Source organism: Bradyrhizobium sp. Ce-3, assembly GCF_022835695.1.
Lineage (GTDB): Bacteria > Pseudomonadota > Alphaproteobacteria > Rhizobiales > Xanthobacteraceae > Bradyrhizobium.
Window position 1 is genome coordinate 194,740 of sequence record NZ_BQUV01000008.1, and the last position, 14,277, is coordinate 209,016.

A 14,277-nucleotide genomic window follows, 5' to 3' on the forward strand; every position below is an offset into this window, starting at 1 on the left:
AGAAATCTGTCGTGTTTCGATCGCAACGCGCATGCCACGCTGCTGCCGGTACCATTATCCGAAGCAAGAGCGCCGCTGGCATGCAAGAGACCAGACGCACCGACGGGTGAACGCGGACGTTGCCGGCCGCGACCAAGATGAACGGGCCGCGCGCCGGCTCCTCATTGATTGCGGAGCCTGCCGCGCCTTGCTCACATGAATCGGCGCAGCTATGCGTGGCTGCGCCGACGAGCGTCATCCGCAGGCAACCCGGAGGACGCGCGCACTGACGGGGAACCGCCGCGAATGAAAATAGCCGGACATTTCGCTCGCGCGCGCAGGGCGGCCGCATCGCTCGGTCTCATCCTTGCGCTCGGCGCTGTTTTCACCACAACGATCGACACCGCCGCCGCGCAGAACGTCGCCGGCAGGCGCGCGCCGGCGCAAGGCGCCGCCAGCACGCAAGGCGCCGCCAGCACCCAGGCGATCGCCGCGCAGATCAAGAACGCCATCGCGCTGACCCGCGGCGGCAAGGTCGACGCGGGCTACGCACAGCTCGTCGCCGCGCTCGACGCCGCCGACAAGCTCGACGATGCGCAGTTCGTCATGGGGCAATATTTCGACGCGACCGCCACGCTGCGCGCGGTGAAGCGCGACGACCTTGCCGAGAAGCTGTTCGTGCGCGCGTTCCAGAGCAAGGCGGCGGCGCAATCGCCGCCCGGCAATGCCGACGTGCTGCTGATGTACGCGATCCTGATATCCGACCACGCCAGGATCGCGGAAGCCGTTCCGCTCTACATGAAGGCAATCGCAACCTTCAACGCCTATTGGGGCGAAGGCTCCGAGGAATCGCTGATCGCCAACGACAAGCTCGCGGTCGCGCTGTCGGCCAACGGCTCGGCGGCGTCGGCGACCAATCTGGGCCGGCACAATTTCGAGCGCTCGGAAAAGGCGCTGGGGCCCGACCATCGCACCACCTGGAAGCTCGCCAACAATTATGCCGACATGCTGCGCGAGATCGGCGCACCGGCAAAGGCGCTCGAGCTCGACCTGTTCGCAATCGAGAAGCGCGCCAGGCACTATGGCGAGAACCATCTCAACACGCTGGTGACGGTCAACAATGCCGGGCAGGATTTCCTCGCTCTCGGCCGCTTCGACGACGCCCGCCGCTATTTCCGTCGGCATCGCGCGATCGCGGTGGCGATGGCCCCGAAGGACCCGAGCTTTGCCGGACAGGCCGACGCCTGGCTGTTCTACACCGACATGCTCGCCGCAGGCGACGCCGCGATGGTGCCGGCCGATCTGGCGCGGCTGGAGGCGATCGTCGCCAATGAGGAGAATTTTGCCGACTTCCTGCGCATCAAGGCCGCGGTGCTGGCTGCCGGCCAGCGCGAGAAGCGCGGCGAGCGAGAGGCCGGCATGCGGCTGCGCGAGACGGCGCTGGCGATCTCGAGGCGCGCCTTCACCGCGCAACATCCGATCAGCTTCGAGATCAAGCTCGGCATCGCGGAGGCGTTGATCGCCATCGATCCGAACCGCGCGGTGCAAAGCTTCACCGCGCTCGACCGCGAGATGTTCGACTGGATGAAGCGCGAGGTCGGCACATCAGGCGATCGCGCCGTCGCCGAGGCGATCCGCGCCCATGCCGATCATCTGCTGTTCGCGTTCGGCCGTTTCGCCACCGAGGCCGGGTCAGCGGTGGCGCAGCCGGCGTTTGCCGCCGCCGTGCTGCGCTGGAAGACGCTCGGCGGCGGCGACGCCACGGCGCTGCGCCGGCTCGAGACCCAGATGGCCGGCAAGGACGAGGAGACCGCGGCGCTGTTGCGCGCCGCGCTCCGGCTCAACGGCGAGAAGCAGGAGCTGTTCTCGTCGGGCAATATCGACGACTGGGCGAGATCGGTGTGGCAGCGGCAGGACGCGGCCGAGAAGGCGCTTCAGAAGCGGCTCGATGCGATCGGCGTCGAGCTGCCGCAGGATCCGATCCGTCCCGCGCAGCTGCTGGCGCCGCAGGAAGCCGTCGTCAACTACTTCATCACGCGGCAATGGAAGGCGGACCGGCAGGCGAAGGAGCCGCTGGCGGCGACCGCGCTCTATGCCATCGTCGAGACCGCCACGAGCGAGCCGCGCGTGGTCGATCTCGGCGATCCCGGCCGCATGGTCGACACCGGCGTGCGCACCGAGATCGCGCGGCTGCGCACGACGCGAACCAGTGCGCCCGATTCCGACGCGCACGCGCCCGACGTCAAAGGCCGCTTCCAGAACCTCCGCGCGCGGCTGTTCGCGCCGCTGGAGCCGCTGCTGAAGGACAAGACCACGCTCTATGTGGTGCCGGACGGCTTCCTGTTCGCTGTGCCGTTCGCACTGCTGCCCGGCGCCGATGGCGGCCTGCTGGAGGACAAGTTCACGATCCGGATGCTGACCAGCCCCGACGCGCTGATCGAGATCCATGCGCGCGAGAAGCTCGACCGGCGAGGCGCGATGCTGCTCGCCGGCGGCATCGCATACGGCGAGCCCGGCCCGATGCCGCTGCCCGGCACCAAGACCGAGATCGAGGCGATCGCCAAGCTCGCCCGCGCGCGCGGCGCGCCGGTCGAGCTGCTGACCGGGAGCGGCGTCAGCGAAGCGGCGCTGCGCGAGGCGATCGGCAACGCCCGCATCGCGCATCTGGCAACCCACGGCTTCTATCACGACAGCACGGCTGGAGGCCTCGATACGCTCTGGCAGAGCGGCATCGTGCTATCCGGCGCCGGCGACAGCAGGTTTCCGCTGCGCGACGACAAGGACGGCTATCTCTATGCCTTCGAATTGATGGACTGGGACCTGTCCGGGCTTGATCTGCTGGTGCTGTCGGCCTGCGAGACCGGCCGCGGCGACGAGAGTTTCGTCAGCGGCCTGCGCGGCCTGCCGACCGCGCTCGGCATCGCCGGCGCACGGCGCGCGCTGCTGACGCTGTGGCCGGTCGCCGACGAGGGCACCGCGAACTTCACGGTACGCTTCTACGAGCATCTGGCCGAGGGCCTGACCTATTCGGATGCGCTGCGCCAGACCCGGCGCGACGCGCGCGACGGCAAGGTCGCGGGCGCGGCCGACGCCAGCGTGTGGGCGGCGTTCGTGCTGTTCGAGGGCTGAGACGGACACGGACGCAAGAGAACGGTGGACATCTCGCAGGCCGTTGTCATCTTGACACGTCGCCGGATTACGTCCGATCGCATCGCAAGAGCCTTCGCCGCAGGATTGCGCAGGGCAGACCGGCACGAGCACGCAGCCGATTTGCTTTGACAGCGGCGGCCCGATCGGGGACAAGCCGCCCATGCCGAAAAAACCCGGGACCAATCCCAAAGGCGAATTCGCCTTCTTCAACGTCTATTATGAAGACGGCTCGCAGCGCTCCAACCGCCGCGTGCCGTCGGAGTTGATCGGCGGGCTCGACGGCGACGAGCCGGTGCGCGCCTTCCTGCGCGACCAGGACCGCGAGATCGCCGAAAAGGGCGGCCGCCCGCCGCTCGAGATCAAGACCATCGAGCGGGTCGGGACGAAGAAGAAGTAGTGGGCGCCTCTCGCGCCTAATCAACGTCAGAGCAAGCGGCACCCCTCTCCCCGTCCCTCCCCCGCAAGGGGGGAGGGAGCCCTTCCGCCGGCGCCTCCCTCACATTGCGACTTCCACAGAGCATGCGTTTTGGCGCAATGCGCAGTCGTGACACGACGGCAAGACCCGTGAAGCAACGTCAGGCGAGCACACTGATCAGGCTCCCTCCCCCCTTGCGGGGGAGGGTTGGGGAGAGGGGTGGCCGCCGGCGCTGGCGCGGGAATTTGCGTGAGCTGCCTCTAAGCAAAAAACGGCGGGCCAAGGCCCGCCGTTTTTGTTTCGATCGATGACCGTCAGATTTAGTTGTCGAGGAACGACCGCAGCTTCCGCGACCGGCTCGGGTGCTTCAGCTTGCGCAGCGCCTTGGCTTCGATCTGGCGGATGCGCTCGCGGGTGACCGAGAACTGCTGGCCGACTTCTTCCAGCGTGTGGTCGGTGTTCATGCCGATGCCGAAGCGCATGCGCAGCACGCGCTCCTCGCGCGGGGTGAGCGAGGCCAGCACGCGCGTCGTGGTCTCGCGCAAATTGGACTGGATCGCCGCGTCGATCGGCAGGATCGCGTTCTTGTCCTCGATGAAATCGCCGAGGTGCGAATCCTCTTCGTCACCCACAGGCGTCTCGAGCGACAGCGGCTCCTTGGCGATCTTGAGGACCTTGCGGACCTTCTCCAGGGGCATGCCGAGCTTCTCGGCGAGCTCTTCCGGGGTCGGCTCGCGGCCGATCTCGTTGAGCATCTGGCGCGAGGTGCGGACGATCTTGTTGATCGTCTCGATCATGTGCACGGGGATGCGGATGGTGCGGGCCTGGTCGGCGATCGAGCGGGTGATCGCCTGCCGGATCCACCAGGTGGCGTAGGTCGAGAACTTGTAGCCACGGCGGTATTCGAACTTATCGACCGCCTTCATCAGGCCGATATTGCCTTCCTGGATCAGGTCGAGGAACTGGAGGCCGCGGTTGGTGTACTTCTTGGCGATCGAGATCACGAGACGGAGGTTGGCTTCCACCATCTCCTTCTTGGCCTGACGGGCCTCGCGCTCGCCCTTCTGCACGCCGTGCACGATCTTGCGGAATTCGCCGATCTCGAGGCCGGTGAGCGCGGCCAGCGACTGGATCTCGTGGCGCAGGTCCTTGATACGGTCCTTCTCGTGATGGACGAAGTTCTTCCAGCCCTTGGCGGAGAGCTTCGAGACACGGTTGAGCCAGCGCGGATCGAGCTCCGAGCCCTGGTAGTTGCGCAGGAAGTCCTCGCGCGCGACGCCGTGGCTGTCGCCGAGGCGCAGCAGGCGGCCCTCGAACGAGACCAGCTTCTTGTTGATGTCGTAGAGCTGCTCGACCAGCGAATCGATGCGGGCCTGGTTGAGGCGCAGCGACTTCACCTCGACGATGATCTCGTCCTTCAGCTTCTTGTACTTGCGCTCCTGCGAGGGCGACAGCGACTCGCTCTGCAGCTGGTTGGCGATGTCCTGCTCCTGCAGGCGGCGCAGCTTCTTGTACTCGGACGCGATCTTGTCGAAGGTCTCGACCACCTTCGGCTTCAGCTCGGCCTCGATGGCGGCGAGCGACATCTGGTTCTCGAACTCGTCGTCGTCCATGTCGCCTTCGGCGGCGGCTTCGCCCGGATCCTTTTCCTCGGTGCCGGCTTCGCCACCGGCGGGCGCGGCACGGAACGGGGTCGGCGACGGCGGCGCCGCGGGCGGCGCGACATGAGCCGGCGCGCCGGCCTGCACGTCGCCACCATTGCCTTCGGCGGCGGCGCCCTCGGCGCCGTTGTTGCCGATCAGGTTCGGATTGATGCCGCCCTTGGATTCGGGGCCGGCATAGGTCGCTTCGAGATCGATGATGTCGCGAAGGAAGATCTTGCCTTCGTTGAGCTCGTCGCGCCAGATGATGATGGCCTGGAAGGTCAGCGGGCTTTCGCAGAGGCCAGCGATCATCGCCTCGCGGCCGGCCTCGATGCGTTTTGCGATGGCGATTTCGCCTTCGCGCGACAGCAGCTCGACGGTGCCCATCTCGCGCAGATACATGCGCACGGGATCGTCGGTGCGCTCGCCGGGCTCCGACTTCTTGACCTCGGTGACGGCCTTCTGCGTGACCTCGACGAGCTCGTTGTCGGTCTCGTCGTCGCCGTCGTCCTTCTCGTCCTCGCCTTCGCTATCGTCGGCCTCGGTGACGTTGATGCCCATGTCCGACAGCATCGACATGATGTCTTCGATCTGTTCGGGCGAGGTCGTGTCGGAAGGCAAAACTTCGTTGAGCTGATCGAAGGTCACGAAGCCGCGCTTCTTGGCCTGCTTGATCATCTTCTTCACCGCGGCATCCGACAGGTCGAGCAACGGCGACGGCGCGTCAGCGGAATCCTTCTCAGGAGCATCCGCTGCCTTGTCGTCCTTTTCCTTGTCCTTAACCTGCAGCGTCTTTGCCTTGGTGGCCATTCACTAAGCTCCCGAAACGCGGTCATGCAAAATGGCGCCACGCGCACACATCGGCATGATATCTAGATTTACTCTCTCGACGCACAAAGGGCGGCGCATGATCTCGCCACCCCTGTCATCCGTCTCGACGGTTTCCAATCTGCAATAGCCGCGAGGCTATTAAGTTTCGCTTAACCCTGTTTCTGCAGCCAAACCATGGATTTGGCGAGTCTTTTTGCGGGTGCGACCAGCGCCGTCCGCAGCATTTTTGTTATCAGACATTACGCTGGAACCGGCCCGATGATTCGCCGAACCCTTCAATCAGGGCTTCGGTCCCGTCGGCTTCTGCCATCCGGGCCTGGATATCCTGCAACCATGCCAGATTGGCCTCGCTGGAGTCTTCAGCCAAAGCCGCTTCCGCATCTTTTCTTTCCCTAAGTAAGGCGTGGGTTTTCTGATGCAAGGCAACGAGTTGACGCCAGGTTGATAAAACATCCTCGCGCGCCGCGCCGACCCGCACACCCCACACCGCCTGGGTCGTGACCGCCCGCTCAACCCTTTGAAGAATCTGCGATAATCCGCCTGCTTCGAGATCGGCGCGCATCTTCTCGGCCTGCTCCTCGGCGTCCGGAGAATGGTGATGGTCGTGGGCAAAGGCCGCGATAATGGCAGCCCTGAGCTTGTGGGCCTCGGGATGGCCGAGCTCCAGCGCCGCCACCTCCTCGAGATGGTCGTGCAGCAGCCAGGGGTGGTTGATCAGGGATTGCAGGATCAGCGCCTCGCGGCGGGAGATCGCGCTGCGCTGGCCGCGCATGATCGGGCTGTTGGCAAGCTGGGGGCTCGCGGCCTGATAGGGACCCCGTAAAATCCCGGGGGCGGCGCCGCCTTTGCCCCCATACCGGCCGCCCTGCGCCGGCCCGCGGGGGACAAACTGGCGGGGTGATTCGCCGCCGCGGCCACCGCCGAAATTGCCCCTGCCGTAACCGCCGCGGCCATAACCGCCGCGCCCGCCCTCGGGCGCAAAGCTGCGTTGCAGCCGCTCCTGCAAATCCTGCCGGTAATAGCGGCGCACCACTTCGTCGCGGATGCCGTTGGCGAGTTCGCCGATCCGCGCCTCCAGCGCCGCACGGCGCTCGGGCGTATCGAAATTGCCGCCCTCGATCTCGCGCGACCAGACCATGTCGGCGAGCGGCTTCGCGGCTGATATCACGTCCTCGATCGCGGCGCGGCCGCCGGAGCGCGCGAGATCGTCGGGGTCCTGCCCTTCCGGCAGCAGCGCGATGCGCAGGCTCTTGCCCGGCTTGAGCTGCGGCAAGGCGATGTCGGCAGCACGATAAGCCGCCTTCTGCCCGGCGCGGTCGCCGTCGAAGCAGAGGATCGGCTCGTCGACCATCTTCCAGAGCAGGCCGAGCTGGTTCTCGGTCAGCGCGGTGCCGAGCGGCGCGACGGCGCCCGTAAAGCCCGACGTGACCATCGCGATGACGTCGACATAGCCCTCGACGACGATCAGCTGCGCGCCGTCATGCGCGGCCTGCCGCGCGGTGAACAGGTTGTAGAGATTGTCGCCCTTGTGAAACAGCGGGGTTTCCGGCGAGTTCAGGTATTTTGCCGGAACGTCCTTTTCCAGCGCGCGGCCGCCGAACGCGATGACGCGACCGCGCCCGTCCGTGATCGGGAACATGACGCGGTCGCGGAAGCGATCGAACGGCACCGGCTTGTCCTCACCGGACACCAGCAGCCCGGCCTCCACCATGTCCTCGGTCGAGATGCCCTGCGCGCCCAGATGCTCCTTCAGCGCGAAGCGATCCGGCGGCGCATAGCCCATCCGGAACTGGAGCTGGGTCGCCGGCGAGATGCTGCGGTCGGCGAGGTAGCCGCGCGCCTTGGCGCCGCCCCGAGAGGCCAGCGTGTCGGCGAAGAACTTGGTCGCCAGTTCCATCACGTCGTGCAGGGTGCGGCGATGCTGCTCGTGTCGCGCCGCATCGGGCGTCACGGCCGGCAGCGGGACACCCGCCATCGCGGCGAGACGCTCCACCGCCTCGGGGAAGGTCACGCCCTCGGTCTTCATCAGGAAGTCGAAGATGTTGCCGTTCAGCCCGGAGGAAAAGTCGAACCAGGCCTGCTTCTGGTCGTTGACGAAGAACGACGGCGTCTTTTCCTGCTGGAACGGCGACAGCCCCTTCCACTCCCGCCCGGCCTTCTTCAGCTTGACGCGCCTGCCCACGACTTCCGAAACCGGAAGCCGGGCGCGCAGCTCTTCGAGGAATTCGGGCGTGAAACGCATGTGGCTCGGGTTCGGCGTCAATCGGACATCGATATAGTGGTGGAGCCCTCAACCCATCAAGTTTATCCGCCTTCACCCGTTATCCACACCCCTCGTCACTCCCCGGTGCGCAGGCTCAGCCCTTTGGGCTGCCCCGGAATGACGGTGGAGAGGTCGCGCTGCGCGCTTGCCCGCTCCCCGGTTCCGGGATTGGATAGGCCATGTTCACGACATTCAGAGGCGGACAGAGCGGCGGCTGGCAGGTCACCTCGATCACGCGGGTGAAGGGCGAGACATTGCCGAAGGTCGCGGCGCTGTCGATCGTGGCGAGCGAGGCGATCGCGCTGCCGCTATTGCCGGCGCAGACCTCCTGGCGGCTCGCCGGCGTCGCCAGCCATCTGCGCTACACCGAGAAGGAAGAGCGCGAGAAGCTCGCCGCGGTGCAGGCCGCCCTCGGCCGCAGCGAGGCGACGCAGGCGGCGCTGATCCCGATCCGGAAATCCGCGGCGTGGTGGGAGCTGACCCAGGAGGAGCGCCGCAAGATCTTCGAGGACAAGTCGCACCACGTCGCCGGCACCCTGAAATTCCTCCCCGCGATCGCCCGCCAGCTGTTTCACGCCCGCGACCTCGGCATGCCCTTCGACTTCCTGACCTGGTTCGAGTTCGCGCCCGAGCATGCCAGCCTGTTCGACGAGCTGGTCGCCATGCTGCGCGCGACCGAGGAATGGAGCTTTGTCGAGCGCGAGGTCGACATCCGCGTCGAGCGGGAAATCTGAAGCAGCTAGTGCTCCAGAAATTTTCCTGACTCAATCCGCGGCAGCTCGGTGACCGGCCAGTTGTAGAGATAGGTCCACGCCTCGCGCACGCTGCCATCGGCAAGCGTGACCTTCAGCATCTCGCGCACATATTCGGTCGGCGGCGGAAAGCCTTCGCCGCAGGCTTCATACATGTCGAATTCGCGCAGCATGGCCTCGCGCTCGCGCAGGCGGAACAATTCGCCGTGCACGATGTCGGCGGCATCGTCGGACATAACCAGGCCCGGATAGTGCTTCACCAGGTAGAGCCGGCCGCGGCACTGCGCCGGCCCGAGGAATTCGGCATTGCCGGCCAGCAGCTTCGCCATCGGATGGTCGAAGCCGCGCATCAGCGTGCCGTAGACGAAGAGAAGATCGGAGGTCATGGGTTAACCTGTCATTCCGGGGCGCGTCGCAGACACGAGCCCGGAATCCATTGCGCCACACGAATGCGCTGAGACATGGATTCCGGGCTCGCCCTCCGGGCGCCCCGGAATGACGGAATGGGCGAGAAGAATCAAGCCGCCGCCACCTCGTCCGTCACCACGACGAACTTCTCCAGCGTCATCCGCCCAAAACTCGTGGTCAGCGCGACGTCGGCGGCGTCGCGGCCGGTCGCCATCAGGATGCGGCCGATCCGCGGCACATTGTGGCGGGCATCGAAGGTGTACCACTGGCCCGACAGATAGACCTCGAACCAGCCGGAAAAATCCATCGGCGCCGGATCCGGCGGCACGCCGATGTCGCCGAGATAGCCGGTGCAGTAGCGTGCCGGAATGCCCATGCAGCGGCAGAAGGTCAGTGCCAGATGCGCAAAGTCGCGGCAGACGCCGGCGCGGCTCTCGTACACATCGTGCGCCGACTTCATGTGATGGGCATGCTGATAGCCGAACGTCACATGGTGATGCACGAAATCGGTGATCGCCTGCACCCGCGCCCAGCCCTGCTGTGTGTCAGCGAATAGCGACCAGGCGATGTCGGTCAGCTTGTCGGTCTCGCAATAGCGGCTCGGCATCAGGTAGAGCAGCATGTCGTCGGGCAGCTGCTCGATCGGGACCTGCTGCGCCGCCGGATTGACGACGTCAGGCAATCCGGAATCCCGCACCAGCGCGCTGCCGTGGAAGGTGACGCCACCGGCTGGCGCCACCAGGCGCCCGCAGACATTGCCGAAGCCGTCGCGATAGAGACCGATCGGAACATCGGGCTCGGCCGTAATGCGCTCGGTGCCGACGATGTCGGCGTAACGCGACGGATGGATCGACAGCATGATCACCATCGGGGTCGGCTGCGCCGCCGTGTAGGTGATCTCGAAGCCGACCTTGATCTGCATCGTCAGGCTGTCTCCCGCTCCGCCGCATTTTCACCGACGCAGACGACCTTGATGTCGACGTCCATCGCGAGATAGGCATCCGCAGCGCCGAGATAGACGCCATGCAGCGGAACCGCCTGGCGCGGATCGCGCGCCACCGCGACACGGATCAGGTCGCGGGTGCCGACGATGCCGTTGGTCGGATCGAACTCGATCCATCCCGCGCTCGGCAGATAGACCTGCACCCAGGCATGAGTCGACCCGCCGCCGACATAGCCATGCGCGCTGCCTGGCGGCATCGCGAGATAGCCGGAGACGAAGCGCGCGGCGATGCCGAGCCGGCGCAGCGCCTCGATCATGAACAGCGCATAGTCGCGGCAGGTGCCGGACTTCGTCCGCAGCGTATCGAGCGGATGCTGGGTGCCCTGCTCGTAGCGCTTGCGATAGCTGAACGCCTCGCGGATGCCATGGGTCATGTCGCTCAGGATCTTGAAGGTCAGGGTCGGCGCCTCGACATCGAGGAAGCGCCGCGCCCAGGCCGACAGCTCACCGTTCGGGTCGCCATATTGCGGCGTGATGAACTGCTGCAGATCGGGGAATTCCTCATCGTCGTAGAGGAACGGATAGAAATAGGCGGCGTCATCCGGCGTCAGCGCGAACGTGTCGGCCGGATTGTGCTCGACCGTTGCGGTCGAGACAAAGGACAGCGTGTCGGCGCGCTCGTCGAAGGTGGCGATCGCCACGCTGTTGCCGAACACGTCGTGGATCCAGCGCAGCGACATCGGCTGCGGATCGATCACAAGCGCGCCGTCGAGCACGCGCAGATCATGGCCGTCGCGGGGGCGCAGCATGATGCGGTGCTCGCCGAACGCCACCGGGCGCACGTAGCGATAAACGGTCTTGTGATGGATGGTCAGGAGCGGCATCTTCAAACAATCATCGTGATTTCGGACCGCATAATCTATAGATAAAGCTGCTCGATTCCAAACCAGCATGCCGCTTGAATAGGCAAAGTTGAGGAAAAAGGCCCTTGAATTACGGCGGTGGTCCATCATTCCTGCTCGCAAGCACCGACGTTTCACCGGTTCTTGAACGTAATGCGGCCGGCCGCTCACCGTTCCTGTTCACCTGCGATCATTATGGCAGGCTGATTCCCTCGCCGCTCGGCGATCTCGGTCTGCCCGAAACCGAGCTGGTCCGGCACATCGCCTGGGACATCGGCATCGCCGGCGTCGCAACGAAGCTTTCCGACCTGCTCGGCGCGCACCTGATCGCGCAGCGCTACTCGCGGCTGGTGATCGACTGCAACCGTCCGCCGCATGTCGCAAGCGCGATCCCGCTGATCAGCGAAGCCACCACGGTGCCCGGCAATGAAGGCCTGTCGCGCGAGGCGGCCGAGATGCGCCGCACGCAGATCTTCGATCCCTATCATCAACGCATCGACGCGATCATCGACGAACGTGCGCGCCAGGGCATGCCGACGCTGCTGGTCTCGCTGCACAGCTTCACGCCGGTCTATGCCGGCATCGCGCGTCCCTGGCACATCGGCACGCTCTATCACCATGACACGGTGCTGCCGCCGCTGCTGCTCAAGCACCTGCGCGGCGAAGGCGATCTCGTGGTCGGCGACAACGAGCCCTACGCGGTCAGCGACGAGACCGACTACACGATCCCGGTACATGGCGAGCAGCGCGGCCTGATGAATTCCGGCATCGAGATCCGCCAGGACCTGATCTCCGACCAGGCCGGCGAGACCGCATGGGCCGAGCGGCTGGCGCGCGTGCTCGGCGAGATCGAAGCAACGCTGCGCGCGGAGGCGCTGATCTAGCGCCGTCCAACGATCCCGGAACGCGGCCCCTAGCCCGAAGGCAACTCGGCATGCTTTAATCGGTTGGCTTGAACTTCCGGTTAGGACAGTTCCGTGGCACCCGAGCGCGTGGAGAGGCGACTGGCAGCAGTGCTGGCGGCGGATGTCGCCGGCTACAGTCGCCTGATGGGAACGGACGAGGAAGGCACGCTCGCCCGGCTCAAGGCCATCAGAAGGGAGCTCATCGACCCAACGATCGCCGTTCATCGAGGCCGCATCGTCAAAACAACCGGCGACGGCATGCTCGTCGAATTCGGAAGCGCCGTCGATGCCGTCCGGAGCTCCTTGGACGTTCAGACCAAAATAGCGGAGCAGAATGCCTCCGCGCCGCAACAGCAGCGGATCGAATTTCGCATCGGCATTCACGTCGGCGACATCATCATCGACGACGACGACATCTTCGGTGACGGCGTCAACATCGCCGCGCGGCTGGAGGCCATTGCCGATCCGGGCGGCATTTGCCTGTCTGACGACGCCTATCGGCAAGTCCGAAGCAAGGTCGAGGCGGCCTTCGAAGACATGGGCCATAAAAATCTGAAAAATATCGCTGAACCGATACGCACCTGGCGGATGAAAATCGGTGCCCAAGCTTCGGTTGAACACCATCCGGCTTCGATCGAAGCGCATCAGATGCGTTCGTCCTCGGCAAAGCCATCCATTGCAGTGCTGCCGTTCCAGAACATGAGCGGCGACAACGAGCAGGCATATTTCGCAGACGGCATCGCTGAAGACGTTCTGACGACCCTGTCAAAGATTCAGGAATTGATGGTGATAGCTCGCAATTCGAGCTTCGCGTTCAAGGGGCAGAACCGGGACATTCGCGAGATCGGTCAGATTCTGGGTGCTCGCTACCTGCTGGAAGGAAGCGTTCGAAAGATCGGCAATCGCGTCAGGTTGACGGCGCAGTTGATCGACAGTCGGGACGGCGGTCATCTTTGGGCGGATCGCTTTGACGGGAACCTCGACGACGTGTTCGATCTCCAGGACCGAATTACCCAAGAGATCGTCGAAGCGCTGGAAGTCCAGTTGACGGTCGGCGAACGCGCACGGGTATGGAGAAAACGCTCGGGCAGTCCACTGGCCTATGAGTATGTTTTGAAGGGGCGCGCGCTCTACGTCAATTTCGCAAGGCAAACCCACGCACAAGCCCGGAAATTTTTCGAACAAGCTCTCGCGATCAATCCGGCCTTCATGCCGGCGCTCTACCTGTTGGGTCTCACCCTGACCGACCAGGCACGCTTTGGTTGGGAGAAAGATGAAGATGACACGTATCAGGCCGCGCTGGACTGCGCCGATCGGGCGCTCGCCGCCGACCCCAGCTTCGGTGAAGCATACCTGGTCATCGGCTATGTCCGTACCTTTCAACGCCGCCATGACGAGGCGGTGGCGGCAGGAGAGATGGCGATCAGCCTCGCTCCCAGCAGCTCCGACGCCCATCACATGGCGGGCATGTATCACGGCTACGCCGGCAATTTCCGAAGGGCCGCAGTCTATGAAGAGCACGCCCAACGGCTCAGTCCGATCGAGCGCAATGAATCCATGGTGGACGAAGCGCGTGCAAGATTTCACCTTGGAGATTTCGCGGCGGCGCACGACATTGCGTCCCGCGTGCTGAAGCAGCGGCCGCTCTGGCTGACCGCGCAGTCGACGCTCACTGCGGCGCTGTGGAACCTCGGCCGGCAAGACGAAGCGCGCATCATCGCGACCGACTTGCTGGCGAACCACCCCAGTTTCAGCCTGGCCCGCTGGGCCAGACTGCTCCCCTATCGTCGGCAAAGCGATCTGGACGCCTTGGTCAACCCGTTGCGCATGGCGGGGCTTCCGGAGTGAAAACCCGTCATCTCGCAACGCCGTGGAAACTCGCCGCTCGCGCCCGCCATCAATTCGGCCGGCGCCGCCAGATGAACACGAGATAGAGCAGCACGGGCAGGCCGAGCGCTACCCAGGAGACGGCGTCCCACACACCATCGCCGACCAGCGCGCTGATCAATCCGACCGTGCTCACGATCGCGATGACGAGCGGGGCGGCGAAGATCTGGGTCAATGAGCGATGTGCGACCATGCTGAC

11 protein-coding genes are annotated in these 14,277 nt (G+C 65.1%); 5 read left to right on the forward strand and 6 right to left on the reverse strand.

Annotation, left to right across the window (positions count from 1 at the left end; translation table 11 throughout):
• Positions 1–285: 285 nt before the first annotated feature.
• Both BRSPCE3_RS26440 and BRSPCE3_RS26445 read left to right on the forward strand, forming a co-directional pair.
• Complete coding sequence (locus BRSPCE3_RS26440) at positions 286–3,108, forward strand: CHAT domain-containing tetratricopeptide repeat protein (RefSeq protein WP_244069218.1); 2,823 nt, start codon at positions 286–288, stop codon at positions 3,106–3,108.
• Between the two features lie 181 nt (positions 3,109–3,289).
• Positions 3,290–3,526 carry a hypothetical protein gene (locus tag BRSPCE3_RS26445; RefSeq protein ID WP_244069219.1) on the forward strand — a complete coding sequence of 79 codons (237 nt, stop codon included), beginning with the start codon at positions 3,290–3,292 and terminating at the stop codon, positions 3,524–3,526.
• A gap of 338 nt (positions 3,527–3,864) precedes the next feature.
• Here BRSPCE3_RS26445 and rpoD read toward each other — a convergent pair whose 3' ends face one another.
• Positions 3,865–5,997, reverse strand: coding sequence for an RNA polymerase sigma factor RpoD (gene rpoD / locus BRSPCE3_RS26450; RefSeq protein ID WP_244069220.1), 2,133 nt, complete (start codon positions 5,995–5,997; stop codon positions 3,865–3,867).
• 253 nt (positions 5,998–6,250) lie between these two features.
• Entirely contained in the window at positions 6,251–8,260 is a 2,010-nt protein-coding gene (dnaG, locus tag BRSPCE3_RS26455) for a DNA primase (protein ID WP_244069221.1), read from the reverse strand.
• Positions 8,261–8,460: 200 nt separating this feature from the next.
• On the opposite strand from dnaG, the gene BRSPCE3_RS26460 reads away from it, so the two are divergent.
• On the forward strand, positions 8,461–9,015 hold the full coding sequence (locus BRSPCE3_RS26460; protein ID WP_244069222.1) for a chlorite dismutase family protein: 555 nt from the start codon (positions 8,461–8,463) through the stop codon (positions 9,013–9,015).
• 5 nt (positions 9,016–9,020) lie between these two features.
• Here the strand turns inward: BRSPCE3_RS26460 and BRSPCE3_RS26465 are convergent, their stop codons facing one another.
• From BRSPCE3_RS26465 to BRSPCE3_RS26475, 3 genes are all read right to left on the reverse strand, one after another.
• Positions 9,021–9,419, reverse strand: a complete 399-nt coding sequence (locus BRSPCE3_RS26465) for a gamma-glutamylcyclotransferase (protein WP_244069223.1) — start codon at positions 9,417–9,419, stop codon at positions 9,021–9,023.
• Between the two features lie 131 nt (positions 9,420–9,550).
• A complete protein-coding gene (locus tag BRSPCE3_RS26470; protein WP_244069224.1) occupies positions 9,551–10,363 on the reverse strand; it encodes a transglutaminase family protein in 813 nt (270 codons plus the stop codon).
• Between the two features lie 2 nt (positions 10,364–10,365).
• Positions 10,366–11,268: a transglutaminase family protein gene (locus BRSPCE3_RS26475; RefSeq protein WP_244069225.1), complete on the reverse strand. Its 903-nt coding sequence runs from the start codon at positions 11,266–11,268 to the stop codon at positions 10,366–10,368.
• 104 nt (positions 11,269–11,372) lie between these two features.
• Here BRSPCE3_RS26475 and BRSPCE3_RS26480 point away from each other — a divergent pair, with 104 nt between their 5' ends.
• Both BRSPCE3_RS26480 and BRSPCE3_RS26485 read left to right on the forward strand, forming a co-directional pair.
• A complete protein-coding gene (locus BRSPCE3_RS26480) occupies positions 11,373–12,170 on the forward strand; it encodes an N-formylglutamate amidohydrolase (protein WP_244069226.1) in 798 nt (265 codons plus the stop codon).
• 93 nt (positions 12,171–12,263) lie between these two features.
• Positions 12,264–14,039: an adenylate/guanylate cyclase domain-containing protein gene (locus BRSPCE3_RS26485; RefSeq protein ID WP_244069227.1), complete on the forward strand. Its 1,776-nt coding sequence runs from the start codon at positions 12,264–12,266 to the stop codon at positions 14,037–14,039.
• Positions 14,040–14,088: 49 nt separating this feature from the next.
• Here BRSPCE3_RS26485 and BRSPCE3_RS26490 read toward each other — a convergent pair whose 3' ends face one another.
• On the reverse strand, positions 14,089–14,271 hold the full coding sequence (locus BRSPCE3_RS26490; RefSeq protein WP_244069228.1) for a hypothetical protein: 183 nt from the start codon (positions 14,269–14,271) through the stop codon (positions 14,089–14,091).
• Between the last annotated feature and the right edge of the window lie 6 nt (positions 14,272–14,277).

Coding starts and splice junctions, on each gene's coding strand:
- BRSPCE3_RS26440 (WP_244069218.1), top strand. CDS start 286: ATGAAAATAGCCGGACATTTCGCTCGCGCGCGCAGGGCGGCCGCATCG.
- BRSPCE3_RS26445 (WP_244069219.1), top strand. CDS start 3,290: ATGCCGAAAAAACCCGGGACCAATCCCAAAGGCGAATTCGCCTTCTTC.
- rpoD (WP_244069220.1), bottom strand. CDS start 5,997: ATGGCCACCAAGGCAAAGACGCTGCAGGTTAAGGACAAGGAAAAGGAC.
- dnaG (WP_244069221.1), bottom strand. CDS start 8,260: ATGCGTTTCACGCCCGAATTCCTCGAAGAGCTGCGCGCCCGGCTTCCG.
- BRSPCE3_RS26460 (WP_244069222.1), top strand. CDS start 8,461: ATGTTCACGACATTCAGAGGCGGACAGAGCGGCGGCTGGCAGGTCACC.
- BRSPCE3_RS26465 (WP_244069223.1), bottom strand. CDS start 9,419: ATGACCTCCGATCTTCTCTTCGTCTACGGCACGCTGATGCGCGGCTTC.
- BRSPCE3_RS26470 (WP_244069224.1), bottom strand. CDS start 10,363: ATGCAGATCAAGGTCGGCTTCGAGATCACCTACACGGCGGCGCAGCCG.
- BRSPCE3_RS26475 (WP_244069225.1), bottom strand. CDS start 11,268: ATGCCGCTCCTGACCATCCATCACAAGACCGTTTATCGCTACGTGCGC.
- BRSPCE3_RS26490 (WP_244069228.1), bottom strand. CDS start 14,271: ATGGTCGCACATCGCTCATTGACCCAGATCTTCGCCGCCCCGCTCGTC.